Source organism: Pseudomonas japonica (assembly GCF_013522925.1).
In the GTDB taxonomy this organism is placed as follows: domain Bacteria; phylum Pseudomonadota; class Gammaproteobacteria; order Pseudomonadales; family Pseudomonadaceae; genus Aquipseudomonas; species Aquipseudomonas japonica_A.
The window spans coordinates 401521-421117 of the sequence record NZ_JAAMQU010000004.1; the positions used below are offsets into that span (position 1 = coordinate 401521).

18 protein-coding genes are annotated in these 19597 nt (G+C 62.0%); 1 reads left to right on the forward strand and 17 read right to left on the reverse strand.

Annotated features, from left to right (window positions below; genetic code table 11):
- Window positions 1-33: 33 nt before the first annotated feature.
- From G7016_RS08990 to fliL, 15 genes are all read right to left on the reverse strand, one after another.
- Window positions 34-2226: a chemotaxis protein CheA gene (locus tag G7016_RS08990; RefSeq protein ID WP_181112964.1), complete on the reverse strand. Its 2193-nt coding sequence runs from the start codon at window positions 2224-2226 to the stop codon at window positions 34-36.
- A gap of 85 nt (window positions 2227-2311) precedes the next feature.
- A complete protein-coding gene (locus tag G7016_RS08995) occupies window positions 2312-3100 on the reverse strand; it encodes a protein phosphatase CheZ (protein ID WP_181112967.1) in 789 nt (262 codons plus the stop codon).
- Between the two features lie 20 nt (window positions 3101-3120).
- A complete protein-coding gene (locus G7016_RS09000) occupies window positions 3121-3495 on the reverse strand; it encodes a chemotaxis response regulator CheY (RefSeq protein WP_181112970.1) in 375 nt (124 codons plus the stop codon).
- Between the two features lie 190 nt (window positions 3496-3685).
- On the reverse strand, window positions 3686-4429 hold the full coding sequence (gene fliA, locus G7016_RS09005) for an RNA polymerase sigma factor FliA (protein ID WP_181112973.1): 744 nt from the start codon (window positions 4427-4429) through the stop codon (window positions 3686-3688).
- On the reverse strand, window positions 4426-5259 hold the full coding sequence (gene fleN / locus G7016_RS09010; RefSeq protein ID WP_181112976.1) for a flagellar synthesis regulator FleN: 834 nt from the start codon (window positions 5257-5259) through the stop codon (window positions 4426-4428). Before fleN ends, fliA begins: the two co-directional genes overlap by 4 nt.
- Window positions 5260-5436: 177 nt before the next feature.
- Window positions 5437-6759, reverse strand: a complete 1323-nt coding sequence (flhF, locus tag G7016_RS09015; RefSeq protein ID WP_181112979.1) for a flagellar biosynthesis protein FlhF — start codon at window positions 6757-6759, stop codon at window positions 5437-5439.
- An 11-nt stretch (window positions 6760-6770) separates the two neighbouring features.
- Window positions 6771-8888, reverse strand: a complete 2118-nt coding sequence (flhA, locus tag G7016_RS09020; RefSeq protein ID WP_181113103.1) for a flagellar biosynthesis protein FlhA — start codon at window positions 8886-8888, stop codon at window positions 6771-6773.
- A gap of 237 nt (window positions 8889-9125) precedes the next feature.
- Window positions 9126-10298, reverse strand: coding sequence for a flagellar biosynthesis protein FlhB (gene flhB, locus G7016_RS09025; protein WP_181112983.1), 1173 nt, complete (start codon window positions 10296-10298; stop codon window positions 9126-9128).
- A 4-nt stretch (window positions 10299-10302) separates the two neighbouring features.
- Entirely contained in the window at window positions 10303-11079 is a 777-nt protein-coding gene (gene fliR / locus G7016_RS09030; protein ID WP_181112986.1) for a flagellar biosynthetic protein FliR, read from the reverse strand.
- A 1-nt stretch (window position 11080) separates the two neighbouring features.
- On the reverse strand, window positions 11081-11350 hold the full coding sequence (gene fliQ, locus G7016_RS09035) for a flagellar biosynthesis protein FliQ (RefSeq protein ID WP_181112989.1): 270 nt from the start codon (window positions 11348-11350) through the stop codon (window positions 11081-11083).
- A gap of 16 nt (window positions 11351-11366) precedes the next feature.
- Window positions 11367-12119: a flagellar type III secretion system pore protein FliP gene (gene fliP, locus G7016_RS09040; RefSeq protein ID WP_181112992.1), complete on the reverse strand. Its 753-nt coding sequence runs from the start codon at window positions 12117-12119 to the stop codon at window positions 11367-11369.
- Window positions 12119-12568 (reverse strand): flagellar biosynthetic protein FliO, encoded by a 450-nt coding sequence (fliO, locus tag G7016_RS09045; protein WP_181112998.1) that lies wholly within the window; start codon window positions 12566-12568, stop codon window positions 12119-12121. Before fliO ends, fliP begins: the two co-directional genes overlap by 1 nt.
- Window positions 12568-13032, reverse strand: coding sequence for a flagellar motor switch protein FliN (gene fliN, locus G7016_RS09050; protein WP_181113001.1), 465 nt, complete (start codon window positions 13030-13032; stop codon window positions 12568-12570). Before fliN ends, fliO begins: the two co-directional genes overlap by 1 nt.
- A 38-nt stretch (window positions 13033-13070) precedes the next feature.
- Window positions 13071-14039 (reverse strand): flagellar motor switch protein FliM, encoded by a 969-nt coding sequence (gene fliM, locus G7016_RS09055; RefSeq protein WP_181113004.1) that lies wholly within the window; start codon window positions 14037-14039, stop codon window positions 13071-13073.
- Window positions 14040-14048: 9 nt separating this feature from the next.
- Entirely contained in the window at window positions 14049-14561 is a 513-nt protein-coding gene (gene fliL, locus G7016_RS09060; protein WP_181113007.1) for a flagellar basal body-associated protein FliL, read from the reverse strand.
- 156 nt (window positions 14562-14717) lie between these two features.
- Here fliL and G7016_RS09065 point away from each other — a divergent pair, with 156 nt between their 5' ends.
- Window positions 14718-17705 carry a dermonecrotic toxin domain-containing protein gene (locus G7016_RS09065; protein ID WP_181113010.1) on the forward strand — a complete coding sequence of 996 codons (2988 nt, stop codon included), beginning with the start codon at window positions 14718-14720 and terminating at the stop codon, window positions 17703-17705.
- A gap of 23 nt (window positions 17706-17728) precedes the next feature.
- Here the strand turns inward: G7016_RS09065 and G7016_RS09070 are convergent, their stop codons facing one another.
- On the reverse strand, window positions 17729-19156 hold the full coding sequence (locus G7016_RS09070; protein WP_181113013.1) for a flagellar hook-length control protein FliK: 1428 nt from the start codon (window positions 19154-19156) through the stop codon (window positions 17729-17731).
- A 67-nt stretch (window positions 19157-19223) separates the two neighbouring features.
- Entirely contained in the window at window positions 19224-19574 is a 351-nt protein-coding gene (locus tag G7016_RS09075; protein WP_181113015.1) for an Hpt domain-containing protein, read from the reverse strand.
- Between the last annotated feature and the right edge of the window lie 23 nt (window positions 19575-19597).

Consider the following 19597-nt stretch of genomic DNA (forward strand, 5'->3'; position numbering starts at 1 on the left):
GACCGCCGGCGTTCATGGCCGGCGGCAGCGGTGTCAGATACGCCGTGCGGCGTAGCGCTTGAGCATGCTTGGAACATCCAGGATCAACGCGATACGACCGTCGCCGGTAATGGTCGCGCCAGACATCCCGGGCGTGCCCTGGAGCATCTTGCCCAGTGGCTTGATCACCACTTCCTCCTGGCCCACCAACTGGTCGACCACGAAACCAATGCGCTGGGTGCCTACCGAAAGGATCACCACATGGCCCTCGCGTTGCTCGTTGTCCTGCGCGCCGGGCACCAGCCAGCGCTTGAGATAGAACAGCGGCAGCGCTTTGTCGCGCACGATCACCACTTCCTGCCCGTCGACCACGTTGGTGCGCGACAGGTCGAGGTGGAAGATCTCGTTCACGCTCACCAGCGGGAAGGCGAAGGCCTGGTTTTCCAGCATTACCATCAGCGTGGGCATGATCGCCAGGGTGAGCGGCACCTTGATGACGATCTTCGAGCCTTGGCCCTTGGCCGAGTAAATATTGATCGAACCGTTGAGCTGGGAAATCTTGGTTTTCACCACGTCCATGCCCACGCCACGGCCCGACACATCGGAAATTTCGGTCTTGGTGGAGAAGCCCGGGGCGAAGATCAGGTTGTAGCAGTCCGTTTCAGACAGGCGATCGGCCGCGTCCTTGTCCATCAGGCCCTTTTCCACGGCCTTGGCACGCAACACGGCTGGGTCCATGCCCTTGCCATCGTCGGAGATGGACAAGAGGATGTGGTCCCCTTCCTGCTCGGCGGACAACACCACCTTGCCGGAGCGTGGTTTGCCGGACTCTTCGCGCTCATCGGGCATTTCAACGCCATGGTCCACAGCGTTGCGCACCAAGTGGACCAACGGGTCGGCAAGGGCCTCTACGAGGTTCTTGTCGAGGTCGGTTTCTTCGCCCACCAACTCCAGGTTGATTTCTTTCTTGAGCTGACGTGCAAGGTCGCGAACCAGTCGCGGGAAGCGCCCGAACACTTTCTTGATCGGCTGCATCCGCGTTTTCATCACGGCGGTCTGCAGGTCGGCGGTGACCACGTCCAGGTTGGACACGGCCTTGGACATGGCTTCGTCGCCGCTGTTAAGGCCAAGCCGTACCAGGCGGTTACGCACCAGCACCAGCTCACCCACCATGTTCATGATTTCGTCCAGCCGCGCGGTATCGACCCGCACAGTGGTTTCGGCCTCGCTGGCCGCTGGCTTGTCCCCTGCCGGGGCGGGGCGCGCGGCTGCGGCGGCCGGGGCAGCAGCAGCCGCCGCAGCGCGTGCAGGCTCCGCCCGGGCTGGCGCGGCAGCGGGCTTGGCCGGTGCTGGCGCCGGTGCCGCGGCAGGCTTGGCCGCCTGGGGCGCTACCGGTGCCTCGGCTGCGGCTTCGGCGTTGAACTTCCCCTTGCCGTGAAGCTGGTCAAGCAACGCTTCGAATTCGTTGTCGGTGATCAGATCGCCACCGCCTACCGAAGGAACAGGTGCCGATGGTGCAGCGGCAGCGGGCGCTACCACCTTGTCCACGGCGAAGCTGCCTTTGCCATGCAGTTGATCGAGCAGCGCTTCGAACTCGGCGTCGGTGATCTCGTCCCCGGCACCAGGCGCTGTTGGCGCGGGTTCGGCAGCGGCAGTGGGCAGGGCTTCAGGCGCGAATTGGCCCTTGCCATGGAGCTGGTCCAGCAGCGATTCGAATTCGGCGTCGGTGATGTCGTCACTGCCGCTGGCAGGCACTGAAACATCGTCCAGGCTCTGCACGAGCGCCTCGAACTCATTTTCATGCCTGGGCGCAGAGGCGGCCACTGGCGCCGGTGCTTCGACCGCTGGTGCGGCGCCAGCGGGTTCCGCCAGGCGGGCCAGGGCAGCAAGCAGCTCTGGGGTAGCCGGGGTAAGGGGGGCACGTTCGCGTACTTGCCCGAACATGCTGTTGACGGTGTCGAGCGCTTCAAGCACTACGTCCATCAGTTCGGAGTCTACGCGGCGTTCGCCCTTGCGCAGAATGTCGAACACGTTCTCGGCGATATGGCAGCATTCGACCAGCTCGTTGAGCTGGAGAAAGCCGGCGCCGCCTTTAACGGTATGAAAACCACGAAAAATCGCATTAAGCAGATCCGCGTCGTCGGGGCGGCTTTCCAGCTCCACCAACTGTTCGGACAACTGCTCGAGGATCTCGCCGGCCTCTACCAGGAAGTCCTGGAGGATTTCTTCATCGGCGCCGAAGCTCATTTGGGTGCTCCCTGGAATTTTGTAAGTGGCATCCGGCCCGGATAGCGCAATTTAGCGCCGGTTCGATGAGGCTTCCAGACCAGGCTCAGAAGCCCAGGCTGGAAAGCAGATCATCCACATCGTCCTGGCCGGATACGACGTCTTCACGCTTATCGGCATGAATCTGCGGACCTTCACCCCGGGAGAGGTCTTTTTCGGTATTTTTTTCGTCCAGCAGGCTTTCAGGGTCATGCTCGATACCCGCAAAGCGGTCTACCTGGCTGGCCATGAGTACCAGCTTGAGCAGGTTGGACTCCACGTCCGTCACCAGCGCGGTGACACGCTTGATCACCTGGCCAGTAAGGTCCTGATAGTCCTGTGCAAGCAGGATGTCGTTCAGATGGGCCGAGATAGCCGTGGCATCGCTTTCACTGCGTTGCAGAAAGCCATCCACGCGCTTCACCAGCTCGCGAAACTCGCCCGCATCCACCTCACGGCGCATGAACCGCTGCCAGTCGGCGCGCACAGCGCGTGCCTCTTCCGCGAGGCCATGAACCACCGGTGTGCTTTGCTCCACCAGGTCCATGGTGCGGTTGGCGGCGTTTTCGGTCAGGCGAACCACGTAATCCAGGCGCTCGGTGGCGTCGGTGATCTGCGAAACCTCCTCGGCCTTGGGCGAGCGAGGATCGATCTGGAAATTGACGATAGCGCTGTGCAATTCGCGGGTAAGCTTGCCCACTTCCTGGTACAGCCCACGGTCCCGCGTTTGGTTCAATTGGTGAATCAACTGCACGGCGTCGCCGAAGCGGCCCTTTTCGAGGCTCTCCACCAACTGACGCGCATGGATTTTCAGGGTGGACTCGAAGTCCCCCAACGGCAGATTACTGGACTCCATAGCGCCCCCTGTGCGGCCTCTCAGCTGTTGACGCGCTCGAAGATTTTCTCGATCTTCTCTTTCAGCACCTGCGCGGTGAAGGGCTTGACCACATAGCCGTTGACGCCAGCCTGGGCCGCTTCGATGATTTGTTCACGCTTGGCTTCAGCGGTCACCATCAGCACCGGCAGGTGCTTGAGACGCTCATCTGCGCGCACGGTGCGCAGCAACTCGATACCGGTCATGCCCGGCATGTTCCAGTCGGTTACCAGGAAGTCGAAGGCGCCGCTTTGCAGCATGGGCAAAGCCGTATTGCCGTCGTCCGCTTCCGAGGTGTTGGTGAACCCCAGGTCGCGCAACAGGTTTTTAATGATCCGCCTCATCGTCGAAAAATCGTCAACGATCAGGATTTTCATGTTCTTGTCCAAGTAGACCTCCAAGCAGTCTCAAACGCGCCCACTCCGGGACGCGCAGTCAATCGAATCCGTTTACACCTGTACCTGCATGACTGCCTGAGCAGGCGTGGCGGGCGGTGATATCATATTGCCGCCGTACCGTTCCAGCACTCTCTGAAATTTTTGCGGGCCAGCCCTCGGGCCAGCGGTATCAGCGGGCGCGCCAGTCACCCAGACGGCTGCGCAAACGCGCCGCACACTGGCTATGCAACTGGCTCACACGAGACTCGCTCACCCCCAGTACTTCACCGATTTCCTTGAGGTTCAGTTCCTCGTCGTAATACAGCGACAGCACCAGGCGCTCCCGCTCGGGCAAGTTGGCAATGGCGTCAGCCAGTGCGCCCTGGAAGCGCTCGTCCTCCAGCCCACGCGCGGGTTCGCCGCTGTGGCTGGCGCCGCCCTCGTGCAAGCCTTCATGCTCGCCGTCCTCCAACAGGTCGTCGAAACTGTACAGCCGGCTGCCCAAGGTATCGTTCAGCATCGAGTAATACTCTTCGATGCTGACCTTGAGTTCGGCAGCAACCTCGTGATCTTTAGCCTCACGACCGGTACGCGCTTCAATTTTGCGAATCGCGTCGCTCACAGTGCGGCTGTTGCGGTGAACGGAGCGCGGTGCCCAGTCGCCTTTACGCACTTCATCGAGCATCGCGCCGCGGATGCGGATACCGGCATAGGTCTCGAAACTCGCACCCTTGCTGGAGTCGTACTTGTTGGCCACCTCGAGCAGGCCGATCATGCCGGCCTGGATGAGGTCTTCAACCTGTACGCTCGCGGGCAATCGCGCCAGCAGGTGATAGGCAATGCGCTTGACCAATGGCGCATAGCGCTCGATCAGCTCATGCTGCTGCGACTGCCGAGAGGCGTTGTTGTACATCCGGTATCCACTGGCGCTCATGAGACAGGCCCCGCACTGGTTTGCTGTACCAAACGTTCGACGAAGAATTCCAGGTGCCCCCGCGGGTTGGCGGGCAGCGGCCAGGTATCGACTTTCTGAGCAATGGCCTTGAAGGCCAGCGCGCATTTCGAGCGCGGGAACGCTTCATAAACGGCCCGCTGTTTCTGTACGGCCTTGCGCACGGTTTCGTCGTACGGCACCGCGCCTACGTATTGGAGCGCTACATCAAGGAAACGATCGGTTACCTTGGTGAGCTTGGCGAACAGGTTGCGCCCTTCCTGCGGGCTCTGGGCCATGTTGGCCAGCACGCGGAAGCGGTTCATGCCGTAGTCGCGGTTGAGCAGTTTGATCAAGGCGTAGGCATCGGTGATGGAGGTGGGCTCGTCGCACACCACCAGCAACACTTCCTGGGCGGCGCGCACGAAGCTCACTACCGAGTCGCCGATACCGGCCGCGGTATCGATCACCAGCACGTCCAGGTTATCGCCGATCTCGCTGAAGGCCTGGATGAGGCCGGCGTGTTGCGCCGGGGTCAGGTGGACCATGCTCTGGGTACCCGAGGCCGCCGGTACGATGCGTACCCCGCCCGGCCCCTGCAAGAGCACATCGCGCAGGTCGCAACGGCCCTCGATCACATCGGCGAGCGTGCGCTTGGGGGTGAGCCCCAGCAACACGTCGACGTTGGCCAGGCCAAGGTCGGCGTCCAGCAGCATCACCCGCCGGCCGAGTTCGGCCAGTGCCAGCGAAAGGTTCACTGACACGTTTGTCTTCCCGACGCCGCCCTTGCCGCCGGTCACCGCGATCACCTGTACGGGATGCATGCTGCCCATTCGTTCTTTACCCTGTCACTGAGACGCTGGCTGCACCACGGCCCGCTTCGCCATCGAACAAGCCATTCGGCGAGCTGGCACAGCGTGTGGTGAAGGTAGGTTCCAAGCCAAACAGCGGCCTTTCGGACCCGCTGTCGCGCAACCAATTGCGCATGCATTCATTCATGTTCATTCCCCTCAGCCCGCACGTTTGCTGGGGCTGTGGTAGAGGTCAGCGAACATATCGGCCATGGCCTCTTCGCTGGGCTCTTCCTGCATTTGTACGCTCACCGCGCGGCTGACCAACTGGTGCTTGCGAGGCAAGTGAAGGTCATCCGGAATACGCGGGCCATCGGTGAGGTAGGCCACCGGCAGCTCGTGGCTGATCGCCAGGCTCAATACCTCTCCCAGGCTCGCCGTTTCGTCGAGCTTGGTGAGGATACAGCCTGCGAGGCCGCAACGCTTGTAACTATGGTAGGCCGCGGTCAAAACCTGCTTCTGGCTGGTGGTTGCCAGCACGAGGTAGTTGCGCGCGCGGATGCCCCGCCCGGCCAGGCTTTCGAGCTGCAGCTTGAGTGCCGGGTCGCTGGCTTGCAGGCCAGCGGTATCAATCAACACCACGCGTTTGCGCAGCAGCGGTTCCAGCGCCTGTGCCAGGGACTGACCCGGATCGACGTGGGTAACCGGCACATTAAGAATACGGCCGAGGGTTTTGAGTTGCTCCTGGGCGCCAATGCGGAAACTGTCCATGCTTACCAATGCGATATTTTGCGCGCCGTATTTAAGCACATAACGCGCAGCAAGCTTGGCCAGCGTAGTGGTTTTCCCCATGCCGGCCGGCCCGACCATGGCAATCACTCCACCTTCTTCGAGGGGTTCGGCCTCGGGTGTGGAGATCATGCGGGCCAAGTGGGCCAGCAGCATGCGCCAGGCGTGACGCGGCTCGGCGATATCCTCCACCTGGCCCAGCAGGTCGCGGGCCAGCGGGCCGGAAAGGCCGATGCGTTGCAGCTTGCGCCACAGCGTGGCCTGCTCAGGGCGGGTACCTTGCAGTTGGGTCCACGCCAGCGAGCCCAGCTGCACTTCAAGCAGCTCGCGCAGGCCGGACAGCTCCGAGCGCATGGAATCGAACAGGCGCTGGTCCACCGCGGCAGGGGCAGGGGCTGCTGGCGCCGGCGCACGCGGCGCTTCGTTGAGGGTAGGCTCGATCAGTGGCTCGGCGGCGGTCAGCGGCAGGCCGGCGAACAGCTGGCGGTTGATCACGCCATCGCTGTTGCTGCGGGTGTCCAGCTCGGCCTGTGCCGAAACAATACGCGATTGGGTTTTGCGCAGCTCGTCTTCGAGCTCGATGTTGGGCACGCGTGGCGCCAGGGCCGAGAGCTTGTAATCCAGCGCAGCGGTAAGCTCGACGCCGCCAGCGATCCGGCGGTTGCCGATGATCGCGGCGTCAGCGCCCAGCTCGTCACGCACCAGTTTCATGGCTTGACGCATATCCGCGGCGAAAAAACGCTTCACTTGCATATCCCGCTACCTCAGCCGTTGGGCCCTACTGTCGCAACGATCGTAACTTGCTTGTTATCCGGTATTTCCTGGTACGCCAGCACGTGCAGGTTCGGCACCGCCAGGCGACCGAAACGCGAGAGCATCGTGCGTATCGGACCGGCCACCAGCAGAATCGCCGGTTGGCCCTGCATTTCCTGACGCTGAGCCGCTTCGATCAAGGACCGCTGCAGCCGCTCCGCCATGCTCGGTTCCAGCAAAACGCCTTCTTCCTGACCCTGGCCAGCCTTGTGAATACTATTGAGCAATATCTGTTCCAACTTTGGTTCCAGAGTGATCACAGGCAGCTGAGACTCAGTCCCCACAATGCTTTGCACGATTGCACGCGACAGACCGGCCCGCACAGCGGCCACAAGCGCGGCGGTATCTTGACTCCGCACACCGCTGTTGGCGATGGCTTCGGCGATGCTTCGAATGTCCCGCACGGGCACCTGTTCGGCGAGCAGCGCCTGCAACACTTTCAGTAAAGCAGACAAGCTGATAAGCCCTGGGACCAATTCCTCGGCCAGTTTCGGCGAGCCCTTGGCCAGTACTTGCAGCAGCTGCTGGACTTCTTCATGGCCGATCAGCTCATGGGCATGCTTCTGGAGGATCTGGTTAAGGTGGGTGGCGACCACCGTACTGGCGTCCACCACGGTGTAGCCAAGGGACTGCGCCTGGCTGCGCGCGCTGATCTCGATCCACACGGCTTCGAGGCCAAACGCCGGATCCCGCGCCTGAATCCCGTTGAGCGAGCCAAATACTTGACCAGGGTTGATGGCCAGCTCGCGGTCCGGATAGATCTCTGCCTCGGCGAGGATCACCCCCATCAACGTCAAACGATAGGCACTGGGCGCCAGGTCAAGGTTGTCGCGGATGTGCACGGTGGGCATCAGAAAGCCCAGGTCCTGGGACAGCTTTTTGCGTACCCCCTTGATCCGCGCCAGCAATTGCCCGCCCTGGTTGCGGTCCACCAGCGGAATCAATCGGTAGCCCACTTCCAGGCCGATCATATCGATGGGGGTAACGTCATCCCAACCCAGTTCCTTGGTTTCTTGCGACCGCTGTGGCGACGGCAGCAGTTCCTGCTGGCGTTGCACTTCGGCGGCAGCTTCGATCTTCACCTGGTTCTTTTTCTTCCACAGCAGGTAAGCACCGCCACCCGCGGCGCCGGCCAGCGACAGAAACGCAATGTGTGGCATGCCGGGGATAAGCCCCATCACCGCCATCAAGCCCGCGGACACGCCCAGCGCCTTGGGCGAATCGAACATCTGGCGGCTGATCTGCTTACCCATCTCTTCGGAGCCTGAGGCTCGAGTCACCATGATCGCGGCGGCGGTGGACAGCAGCAACGAGGGCAACTGCGCTACGAGGCCGTCACCGATCGTGAGCAAGGCGTAGGTAGTGCCCGCATCGGCGAACGTCAGCCCGTGCTGCAGGATACCAACCGCCATGCCCCCGATAAGGTTGATGAACAGAATCAACAGGCCAGCAATGGCGTCACCGCGCACGAACTTGCTGGCACCGTCCATCGAACCGTAGAACTCTGCTTCCTGGGCAACCTCGGTGCGGCGATGCTTCGCGGCTGCCTGGTCGATCAGGCCAGCGTTGAGGTCGGCGTCGATGGCCATTTGTTTGCCGGGCATTGCGTCCAGGGTAAACCGTGCGCTCACTTCGGAGATCCGCCCGGCACCCTTGGTGACCACCACGAAGTTGATGATCATCAAGATGGCGAACACCACGCCGCCGACTACGTAGTTACCGCCGATCACGACTTCACCGAACGCCTGGATCACCTTACCCGCCGCCTGGTGCCCCTCGTGGCCGTGGAGCATTACCACCCGAGTGGAGGCTACGTTCAATGCCAGCCGCAACAAAGTGGCGACCAGGAGAATGGTCGGGAACACGGCAAAGTCCAGCGGCCGCAGCGCGTACACACTGACCAGCAGCACCACGATAGACAGCGCGATGTTGAACGTGAAAAACACGTCGAGCAGGAACGGCGGCACCGGCAACATCATCATTGCCAGCATCACAAGCAGAAGCAACGGCACACCCAGGTTGCCCTGGGTCAAGCTTCGTGCGTTGCTGAGTAACTGAGTCCGATCCACCGCCATCTATGATTCCCCACAAACTTTTGACGCTCATGCGTTCTAAATCGGGGTAGTGCAAGAAGCTCTCCAGTTTTGGCACTTCCTGCCGAGGAGCGTTCAATGGCTGCAGATGTGGGAGACGGGCGGAGCCGCAAGGCGCAGCTCGCGAACCGGGCACCGCAGAAGTTCAAGAGTGCTCCTGTTCGCGAGCTTCCGCCGGATGGCCGGCCCCGCCGCTTCCTACAGGTAGAGCGCTTACGGGCTCTTGGGTGGCGCTGGCGGTGGCTCGCCGCTTTCGTCGCGCCGCAAATCTTCGGGGATGGGCATGTCCTTGGGCGGCTGGGGACGCTGGCCGGAACCAGGGCGGTATTGGCGCAGCTGGTACACGTATGCCAGCACCTGGGCCACAGCCAGATAAAGGCCCGCCGGGATTTGCTGGTCCAGCTCGGTGGAATAGTAGATAGACCGCGCAAGGGCTGGCGATTCCATGATCTGCACCTCGTGGGCCACACCAATCTCCCGAATTTTCAACGCCAGCATGTCTACGCCCTTGGCCAGCAGCAAGGGCGCGCCCCCGCTATCGGCGTCGTACTTGAGCGCGACGGCAAAGTGCGTAGGGTTGGTGATGATCACGTCGGCCTGAGGAATGTTGGTCATCATCCGGCGCTGTGACATCTCGCGCTGCATCTGCCGGATACGCCCTTTCACTTCCGGTCGCCCTTCGGCGTCCTTGTACTCGTCCTTGACCTCCTGCTTGGTCATCTTGAGCTTTTCCTTGCCCTGATACAGCTGCAGGGGTACATCGATGCCCGCAATGATCATCAGCCCCAGAGCCATGTACAACGCGCTCCAGCCCACCACTTGAATGGAGTGGGTGATGGCTTGTTCGAGCGGCTCATGGGCGATCGCCAGCAGTTCGGGCGTGTCGCGCTTGAGTACCCACACGGCCACCGCCATGGTGATGGCGAACTTGCCAAGCGCTTTGAGCAACTCGCTCAAGGCATGTTTGGAGAACATGCGCTTGAGCCCGCTGGCGGGGTTCATGCGGCTGAACTTGGGCGCCATGGAGCCGGCCGCGAACAACCAGCCGCCCAGGCAGATGGGGCCAATGATGGCGGCCAGCACCAGGATGATCAGGATCGGCTGCACACCCTGAAGCGCCATCTTGCCGGAGCTGAACAGAAACAGCGCCATCTGGTTGGTGTCGGTGAGTACCTCGCGGCGGAGGGTAAAGTTGTACTTCATGATGGCCATGAGCGCCTCGGCCAGCGCGCCGCCGAAGGCGAGCACGGCGCCGGTGCCGGCCAGCATCACGACAAAGGTGTTGAGCTCCTTGGAACGGGTAATCTCACCCTTTTCCCTGGAGTCCTTCTTTCGCTTCTCTGTGGGGTCTTCTGTCTTGTCGGCGCCGCTTTCGCTCTCTGCCACGGGCTCACCTCGCCTCGGTCAGTGCACGCAGCCAGCGCAAGGCTTCCATCGCCAGCGGCTGGTACTGGTTAAGTATGTCGGCCATGTTGATCCAGAGAATAACCATCCCCAGCACCAGCGTCATGGGCATGCCGACGGAGAAGATGTTCAGCTGTGGCGCCGCGCGGGTCATGATGCCCAGGGCGATGTTCACCACCAGCAAGGCAGTAACGGCCGGTAGCACCAGCAGCAGCGAGGCGCCCAGCACCCAGCCGACGCGGGTAACCAGGTCCCAGAACTGCGCGGTAACCAATGCATTGCCTACCGGCAAGGTGGTGAAGCTGTCGGTCAACACCTCGAACACCACCAGGTGGCCGTTCATGGTGAGGAACAGCAATGTCACCAACATGTTGAAGAACTGGCTTACCACGGCCACGTTCACGCCGTTGGTGGGGTCTACCATGGACGCGAACGCCATGCCCATCTGGATAGCGACGATTTGCCCGGCGATCACGAAGGCCTGAAACAGCATGTGAATAGACAGGCCCATCAGCGCCCCCACGATGATCTGCTCGGCCACCAGCAGCAGGCCGCTCAGGTCGAGTGCATGCACTTCTGGCATGGCCGGCAGGCCGGGTACGATCACCACGGTGATTGCCACCGAGAAATACAGCCGGATCCGGGTAGACACCATGTTGCCGCCGAACAGCGGCATGGTCATCAACAGCCCCGCCACACGGAACAATGGAATGATGAAGCTGGCGACCCAGGTGCCGATCTGAGTATCAGTGAGCTGCAGCATGCTAGCCGATCAGCCCGGGAATGCTGCTGTACAGGGTGGTGATGTAGTCCATGAACTCACGGACGATCCACGGCCCCAGCACGATCAGCGTGACCAGCATCATCAGCATGCGCGGCAGGAAGCTCAGGGTTTGTTCGTTGATCTGCGTGGCGGCCTGAAACATGGCGATCACCAAGCCTATCAACAGGCTGGGCAATACCAGGATCGCCACCATCAGAGTGGTCAACCAAAGGGCTTCACGGAACAGGTCTGTGGCGATTTCCGGGGTCATGGCGCCCTCCTCTGAGTCAAACGCCGCCGAAGCTGCCGGCGAGTGTACCGATGATCAACGCCCAGCCATCCACCAGCACGAACAGCATGATCTTGAACGGCAGGGAGATGATCAGGGGCGACAACATCATCATCCCCATGGCCATCAGTACGCTGGCTACCACCAGGTCGATGATCAGGAACGGGATGAAAATCATGAAGCCGATCTGGAAAGCGGTCTTGAGTTCGGAACACACGAACGCAGGCACGAGGATCGTAATGGGCGCCTGATCGGCGCTGGGTATATCGGTGCGCCGGGACAAGCGCATGAACAGGTCCAGGTCGCTCTGCCGGGTTTGCGCCAGCATAAAGTCCTTCACCGGCACTTCAGCCCTGGCCAGGGCATCCTGAGCGCTCATCTGCTCCGCCAGGTACGGTTGCAAAGCGTCGTTGTTCACCCGATCGAACACCGGGGCCATGATGAACATAGTGAGGAACAGCGCCATGCCGGTCAGCAACTGGTTGGACGGCGTTTGCTGCAGCCCCAGTGCCTGACGCAGGATCGAGAACACGATGATGATCCGCGTGAAGCTGGTCATCAGCATCACGAATGCCGGAATGAAACTCAGCGCCGTCATGATCGCGAGGATCTGCAGGCTCACCGAGTATTCCTGTTGCCCGTTGGCGCCAGTCGTCATGGTAATTGCCGGCAATGACAGCGGGTCCGCCGCCAGCACCGATGGGGCGAAGAGCACCCCGCAAAGCGGAATCAGCCAGCGCAGGGTGCGCATCACTTCCTATCCTTATGGTCCTTGCCAAGCAGTTCCATGAGCCGCTGGGCGAATTCAGGCGTCGTGGCCTCACTGGGTTGTGGGGTTTCGACTGGATGTTGCAGCACGTGCAGCGGCGTGATGCGGCCCGGGGAAAGCCCCAGCAGGATCTGTTCCCGGCCCACTTGCACCAGCACCAGCCGGTCGCGCGGGCCAAGGGCGCGGGCCCCGAGCAGTTCGATTACCTGGCCATTGCGCGGGCCCATGGGTTGCAGCCTGCGCAATAGCCAAGCCAGCCCCAGGATCACCGCCACTACGGCCAACAGGCCCAAGGCGGTTTGCCCGAGCTGGGCGGCCATTCCGGAACTGGCGCCCACCGCCGTGGTTGATGCCGACGCCGCCGGTGCGGCAGGCTCCGTGGCAAAAGCCACCAACGGCAGGCTGAGCAGCCCGGCCAGCAGGGCCCTCATCAGCGAAGCTTCTTGATACGTTCGGCAGGGCTAATCACGTCGGTGAGGCGGATGCCGAACTTCTCGTTCACTACCACCACTTCACCGTGGGCGATCAGGGTGCCGTTGACCAGCACGTCCAGCGGCTCGCCGGCAAGACGATCCAGCTCGATCACCGACCCCTGGTTGAGCTGCAGCAGGTTGCGGATGTTGATTTCAGTGCTGCCCACTTCCATGGAGATGGTCACCGGGATGTCCAGGATCACATCCAGGTTAGGGCCTTCCATGCCGTGCGTCTCGGAAGGCTTGGGCGAAGAACCGAACTCTTCCATCGGCAGCCGGGTGCCCGCCGGGTGCGCTGCGGTATCAGCCTGCAACAAGGCATCGATGTCGCTTTGCCCGCCGTCGCCCGATTCGTTCAGTGCCGCGGCCCACTCATCGGCCAGCGCCTGGTCATCGACGGAAGTATCTTTGTCATCAGCCATTGTAAGTCCTCAATCTGTTCAGGATCGGCGCGCGCGAATCAGCGGCGCTCGATCGGTGTAGTGATCTGCAACGAGAGCGTGCCTTTGTGCGAGCCCAGGCGGGCCTTGAACGACGGCACCCCGTTGGCACGCATCACGAGCTCCTCTGGCAACTCCACGGGGATCACATCCCCTGGCTGCATATGGAGAATGTCTCGCAGCTTGAGCTGTCGGCGGGCGACGGTCGCCGACAACGGCACCGACACGTCGAGCACGTCTTCGCGCAGGGCCTTGATCCAGCGCTCGTCCTGATCGTCCAGGTCGGACTGGAAGCCGGCGTCGAGCATCTCGCGCACGGGCTCGACCATCGAATACGGCATGGCCACGTGAAGGTCGCCGCCGCCGCCATCCATTTCCACATGGAATGTGGAAACCACTACGGCTTCGCTGGGGCCCACGATGTTGGCCATGGCCGGGTTGACTTCCGACTGGATGAACTCGAAGTTCACATCCATCACCGCGTGCCAGGCTTCCTTGAGGTCCACGAAGGCCTGGTCCAGCACCATGCGCACCACGCGCAACTCCGTAGGCGTGAACTCCCGGCCCTCGATCTTGGCATGGCGGCCATCGCCGCCGAAGAAGTTATCCACCAGCTTGAACACCAGGCGGGCGTCCAGGATGAACAACGCGGTGCCACGCAACGGCTTGACCTTCACCAGGTTCAGGCTGGTCGGCACATAGAGCGAGTGAATGTACTCGCCGAATTTCATTACCTGCACACCGCCTACCGCGACGTCGGCGGAGCGGCGCAGCAGGTTGAACATGCTCACGCGGGTATAACGGGCGAAACGCTCGTTGATCATTTCAAGGGTGGGCATGCGCCCGCGCACGATCCGGTCCTGGGTGGTCAGGTCGTAGCTTTTGACGCTACCGGGCTCGACCATGGTTTCGGTCTGCACCAGCCCATCGTCCACGCCGTGCAGCAGCGCGTCGATCTCGTCCTGTGACAACAGGTCCTGCATGGCCATGAGGGTTTCCTATTGCAATACGAAATTGGTGAACAACAGTTGATCCACAACCAGCTTGCCAACCTCTTTCTGGGCCACTTCCTGAACGCTGGCAGTGGCTTTCTGGCGGAGCATTTCTATCCCCACCGGGCTTGCCAGCGTGGAGAAATCCTGGCCGGAGAGCAACATCACCAGGTTATTGCGGATGACCGGCAAATGCACCTTGAGCGCGTCCAGCGCGGCCTGATCGTGGGTCAGCAGGGTGATACTCACCTGCAGGTACCGCTGTCTGCCGTTCTGATTGAGGTTGACCACGAACGCGGGCGAGAGGGGTTCGTAGATCGCCACAGGTTTGACGGCCTCGGCAGTAGCCTCGGGTGTTTTCTCATCCTTGTTGTTCTGGGACTTGTGCATGAAGTACCAGGTTCCGCCCACCGACGCTCCGATCGCAAGCAGCAGCGCTATCACGATGATCAGTATGAACTTGAGCTTGCCCTTTTTCTTCTCGGGGGCCGCGCCTGCGTCTTCGTCTTTCTTAGCCATGCCAATAATCCGTCGCGATAAGGGGTTACACCAGCTATCCAGTGGGCTTCAGCAAGTGTTATGCCATGTTGCGCCTCGGCCCGATTGCGTTATTCACCACCAGCGCCTGGAGGGCTGGCTTCAAAGTCGCGCGCTTTGTGCCAACAGAGGCTGACCATGAAACCTGTAACCCATACTCGCCACCTCGCCGAGCTACTGGAGCTTAACGATCGGTGGCTGGCCGATTACCCGGACCTCAGTGCTGCCGCAGAGGCCGAAGCCCGGCGCTTGCTGACACTGCACGGGGTCCCGGATCAGGATGTGCAACACGTGTACTGGCACCGCTTTGAAAACGCGCAGTCCAGCCCAAGAGCCTTCAGTGGCTGGGTTCACAGTGGGCCACCCTTGCAACGCCTGAGCTTGCCACAACTGGTGCTGCAACGGTTCCCGTCGGCGGACCAGGACCGGATGGATCAACTGGACATGATGAGCGGCTTTTATACCGTTGGCGCCGAGGCGGGCCACTACGACGAACATCACGAGCTTCGGCTATTGCCCAGCCAGCTTGGCGCCGATTTCTGGGAGGCCGCTTTCGCCGACACCTATCAGGCTCGCCTGAGGGATTTCTGGCGTACACAAACATCGGGCTTTATTGCCCTGAGCCGCTCCAGCACGCTGGTAGCCATTGATCAGGCGCGGCAGCAAGGCACCCTGAGCGATGCTCAGTTGATTACCCTGCGACGGGCCTTCGCCAACGGCCTGAGCGAAGACCTCTCGACCGCCGCCCTGGCAGCGGAACGGCCAGTGGCTGCGGATTTGAAAGTAACCGGCGTGAGCCTGCGAGCAACCCATTCCCGTAACCTTTTGCGCGTGATGGAACCCGAGGGCGCGCAATACCTGTATATGCCCAATGGGGCGAACGTTGTTCAACGCTTCGAGGATGCAGAAGCACTGGAGACGTGGCTGCAACGCTACGCCGCCACGCCGCAAGGGTTGGCGGAATTGCAATCGCACTTCGATCCGGACGACGAACGCGCACGAGAGGTGCTGGCCCAACTGGCCAAGGGAAGCCTGGCACCCGGATGGCTGGGTGGCGAAGCACTACCCGCAACCAAAGATCCGTTTGCCTGGCTGGCCGAGCGCGCCGCCGCCGAAATGTACCGGCACGCCGACCTTGCCCTTACCAGCAATCATCGCCTGCGCAAGGAAGCCGCCGTTGCGTTCCTGTCCACCTTCGCGCAGTTGGCTACCCAGCTGGCGCCTCTCGGATGGCCGATTGCACTGAGCGCCGTAGCAAGCGCCAGCACGGCGATGGGGCTGGACATCGACAAGGCCATCCAGGCCCGATCACCCGCCGAGCGCAAGGCAGCGATCGGCGCCGCCATTGCTGAAGGGGTCACAGCACTCTTCAACCTGCCGTTGCTCAGCGCCAGCCCTGTGAACGACTTGCCGTGGGAGGTGATCGAGGATGAGCCGCTTGTGGTGCCCAGGCCTCCTGCCTTGCCGCCTTCGCCGATTTCGCAGTGGCCGCTCAACACGCGGGGAATGATCGAGCAGACCGACTTCGAACTGGTGTTTGCCGTACAGGAAGTCGAGAGACACAGTGCAGCCGCTGGCAGCGAGCCGGCGTTAGCGGCGACCCGACGTTTTACGCGGTTGCCACGGATGATAGAGGGCGCCTGTGTGCGCGTGTTCGGCAACGCCGAGGGGGCGTTGTCCTTTGCCAAGTCGCACTTTGATGGGCCGTTTGAACTGTTCCGTATCCAGGCGCAGGGAATCAGGGTCGCATCGCTGCGCTTGAACCTGCGCCTGAACCGGGTGAACACGTTGGCGCTTCTCGGGCAGGAAGACCGGCTGTTGACGCCTGAAGAGCTAGGCGATTTCGCCGAAGGCGCCTGGCTCGACCATGAAGCCCACGTCGCGATGGCAGACCTGTCGCCGGCGCGGCTGCGACTGCTTTCGCCTTTCACACGGGAGCCCTGGGCCCCGCCGGCCCTGCGGGTATTGCAAGGGGTGCATTGCCAGCTGCTAGGGCGCGGTGTGGCCTCCAGCTACCTGATCACCGTGGAGGATGCCTTGCGGGTAGTGCGCTTCGACCCGCTGAACGACTGCTGGCGTAGCACTACTGGCACCGGCTTTCGCTACAACGCGGCGGCCAATATGTTCGAGCCGTCGAGTGCCCAGCCTGCGATCCAGCCAAGCGCGCAGGAGATCGAAGCGGCAACGGCGGAACTGGGCATGCCGGCAAACTATCCCTGGCGCATCCCTCCAGTCCCCAGGCAAGGCCGGGTAGCGCTGCCACGAAACATCCACAGCGTGTGGCTTGGCCGGCGCCTGCCGGATCACTTCGTGAACAACGTGATTGCCAATGCCGTGCTGGCCGCCGAGGGCAGTGCTCCGTTCGACTATCACCTGTATCTGAGCATCGAGGACCCACTGGACCAGGCCCTTACGCTGACTGACCTCGCTACCGCCCCGACCAATCTGCACATTCACTTGCTGGAAAATACACCGTTTTTCCGAGCCTTCAGGCAAACGCCTTATTACGCGCAATACAAGGCGGCAACCGAGGGCAGCGGCATCAATTACGCCAGTGCGGCGGACGTGCTGCGGTATCAACTGCTGGACTACCACGGCGGGTTGTACATGGACATCGACGATACGCTCTACGGCAGTACCGTGAGCGGCGGGCATTTTGGCGACCTGGACTGGTCGATCGTCCCCGGGCGCTTGATGCTCAACGGCCTGGTCAACGAGTCCCGGCTGGGCCTGCACTGCAGGTTCAACACGAGCAATTTCGCGGCGCTGCCAGACACCCCCGTACTGAAGGCAATCTCCCAGGAAAGCCACCAGCGCTTTCTGGCGAACCGGGACCTGTACTTCCAGCGCCCCTACGAAAACACCGATAGCCGGGACACCGTAACGGCGTACGTTCGCCGCATCAGCCATGTGACGGGCCCGGGGGTATTCAATGATGTATTGATGCGAGACGTGCCGGAGCTTCGCCAGTTTCGTGCAGTCACCCGGATCGCCACCGAGCTGTCGATCCCTCCCTCCGAGCTGGCGGCGCTCTACCGGGAAATACGCCAGCACGCCCGCGAGTATTCACCGTTGGCCTGGCGTATCCAGATCGGCTCCACCTCCAGCTGGCTCCATACAAGGTGACGGGAACGCCGCCAGAACCCTGATCAGGCGTAGTAATCCACCAGGCTGCTGCCCACCACCGACTGGGCGGCAGCCGCTTCGGCAACGGCGGAGACCTCCATATCGCCCTCTACCCCGCCGCTACGGCCCGAGCCGCTGCGCGTGCCCTGGCCTGCCTGGGCGTGTGTTTGCTGCTGTTGCTGTTGCTGTTGCCGCGACTGGTCGGACACGTTTACGTCAACCTGCGTCAGCCCCTGTTGCGACAGCATGTCGCGCAGGCGGCCCTGCTGGCTTTCCAACGCATCGCGAACGCCCACATGAGCACTGTGGAACGTGATCTGGGTCTGATCAGCGGTGACATCCACGCGAATATCCAGGCGGCCCAGCTCCAGCGGGTGCAGCTGGATATCCGCCGACTTGAGGTTCTGGCTGGACAGGTACATCACCCGGTTCACCAAGCCTTCGCTCCAGCCATTCTGCTGCATGTTCAGTGGCTGCGCCGGAGGCGTGGCGGTAGTCGCCGCCTTGCCGCCCACCGCCTGGTTCAACTGGTTCAAACGGCTGGTGAGGTCTTCGACGCGGCCGCTTGTGCCGGCAGTGCCGTCCTTGATATCGCCAATCGCACCGATGCCGTCTTCACCCTCCTTGCCAACGCCCAGGCCATCTGTGGCTTTCTGCTGTTCCAGCATCGCCCCCATGCCTTGAGCGAAGGTGTCGCCGCTCGCCGTGTCAGCGGTTTGCTGCGCTGCGGTGTTCTCCGCCTGCGCATGAACAGAGGTCGTACCCTGCGCCTTGGCCGTGTGTTCCAGTGCCATTCGCACCATCGGCAGGTCTGCCAGTGGATCGGCGGCAGGATCGAATGCGTCATTGGCCGACGGTGCCTGGGCCTGATTGGCGGCTTGCAGCTGTGCAGGGTCTATCACCGGCTGAGGGGCCAATGCAGGATCCGCTGGCACAGCCGCAGGCGCGGCGGCGGTCGGGTCCGCCACGGGCGTGGCCGGCAGCGCAGTCGCGTCAACAACATCGGTTGTCTCGTCGGCCTGATCGTCCGCCGACGCATCGGCTACCTTGGCCTCGTCCGAAACCTCATCGGCCTTCACCGAATCGGTATCGTTCGCTTGATCAGCCTTGGCGGATTTGTCCGCCTTGTTCGAGCGGTCGGCCTTGTCCGCCTTGGCCGGCGACGGTTTGCCGTCAGCGGCAACCGCCGGTTTATCGTCTTTTGCCTTGCTGGTGAATGCTGCTTTTTTGTCGCTTGCCGCGAAGTGCTCGCTGGAGCGAGCGCTAGCATTGGCAGCCGCTTTCTGCGGAACGGCCTGATGCTCTTTGGCATAGACCTCCGCGAAGCTGGAAGCCCCGTCCTTGGTGGCGTCAGCGACCTTGGTCACCGAGCTGAGAGCATTAGCCTGGACCTTGCCGGTACTACCGACAGAGGTGCCGATTTGCAGGAGTGGGTTTGAAGCGACAGCCATGACAGCGACCCCGCGCAGTGGGTGGGTAAACGGATATCAGGCTAAAAGCAAAAGGTGGGCCAACTTTTCAAGGCGGCGGTGAACGGTCAAGGATGGCGAGGAAACCCTCTCGGACCGCAGTGAATTCCACCACGATCTTCGCTTGCAAGTCGGCCACCCACTGCGCGGGCGCCTCGACCGGAAGATGCTCCAGCTCTCCACACAGCTGGGCGAGGTGCGCGGCCCCCATGTTGCAGCTGCTGCCCTTGAAACTGTGCGCGGCGTCGCGCAGGGCGCGGGCGTCGGTGGCCGCCAGCAACAGTGCCAGCCGGTGCTCCGAATCCGAGAGATAGGTATGGACCAGCACAGGAAATTGATCCTCTCCCATGATGTCCCTTAGCGTTGCAAGTACATCAGGGTCCAGATGGGCTGTGGTCACATTGTCCTCCTTGAACGGCGGCT

Bases quoted from the DNA above. Each gene is read 5' to 3' on its own strand.
- G7016_RS08995 (WP_181112967.1), bottom strand. From the start codon at position 3,100: ATGGAGTCCAGTAATCTGCCGTTGGGGGACTTCGAGTCCACCCTGAAA.
- G7016_RS08990 (WP_181112964.1), bottom strand. From the start codon at position 2,226: ATGAGCTTCGGCGCCGATGAAGAAATCCTCCAGGACTTCCTGGTAGAG.
- fleN (WP_181112976.1), bottom strand. From the start codon at position 5,259: ATGGGCAGCATGCATCCCGTACAGGTGATCGCGGTGACCGGCGGCAAG.
- G7016_RS09000 (WP_181112970.1), bottom strand. From the start codon at position 3,495: ATGAAAATCCTGATCGTTGACGATTTTTCGACGATGAGGCGGATCATT.
- fliM (WP_181113004.1), bottom strand. From the start codon at position 14,039: ATGGCCATGCAGGACCTGTTGTCACAGGACGAGATCGACGCGCTGCTG.
- fliO (WP_181112998.1), bottom strand. From the start codon at position 12,568: ATGAGGGCCCTGCTGGCCGGGCTGCTCAGCCTGCCGTTGGTGGCTTTT.
- fliN (WP_181113001.1), bottom strand. From the start codon at position 13,032: ATGGCTGATGACAAAGATACTTCCGTCGATGACCAGGCGCTGGCCGAT.
- G7016_RS09065 (WP_181113010.1), top strand. From the start codon at position 14,718: ATGAAACCTGTAACCCATACTCGCCACCTCGCCGAGCTACTGGAGCTT.
- flhF (WP_181112979.1), bottom strand. From the start codon at position 6,759: ATGCAAGTGAAGCGTTTTTTCGCCGCGGATATGCGTCAAGCCATGAAA.
- fliP (WP_181112992.1), bottom strand. From the start codon at position 12,119: ATGCGCACCCTGCGCTGGCTGATTCCGCTTTGCGGGGTGCTCTTCGCC.
- fliL (WP_181113007.1), bottom strand. From the start codon at position 14,561: ATGGCTAAGAAAGACGAAGACGCAGGCGCGGCCCCCGAGAAGAAAAAG.
- fliA (WP_181112973.1), bottom strand. From the start codon at position 4,429: ATGAGCGCCAGTGGATACCGGATGTACAACAACGCCTCTCGGCAGTCG.
- G7016_RS09070 (WP_181113013.1), bottom strand. From the start codon at position 19,156: ATGGCTGTCGCTTCAAACCCACTCCTGCAAATCGGCACCTCTGTCGGT.
- fliQ (WP_181112989.1), bottom strand. From the start codon at position 11,350: ATGACCCCGGAAATCGCCACAGACCTGTTCCGTGAAGCCCTTTGGTTG.
- fliR (WP_181112986.1), bottom strand. From the start codon at position 11,079: ATGCTGCAGCTCACTGATACTCAGATCGGCACCTGGGTCGCCAGCTTC.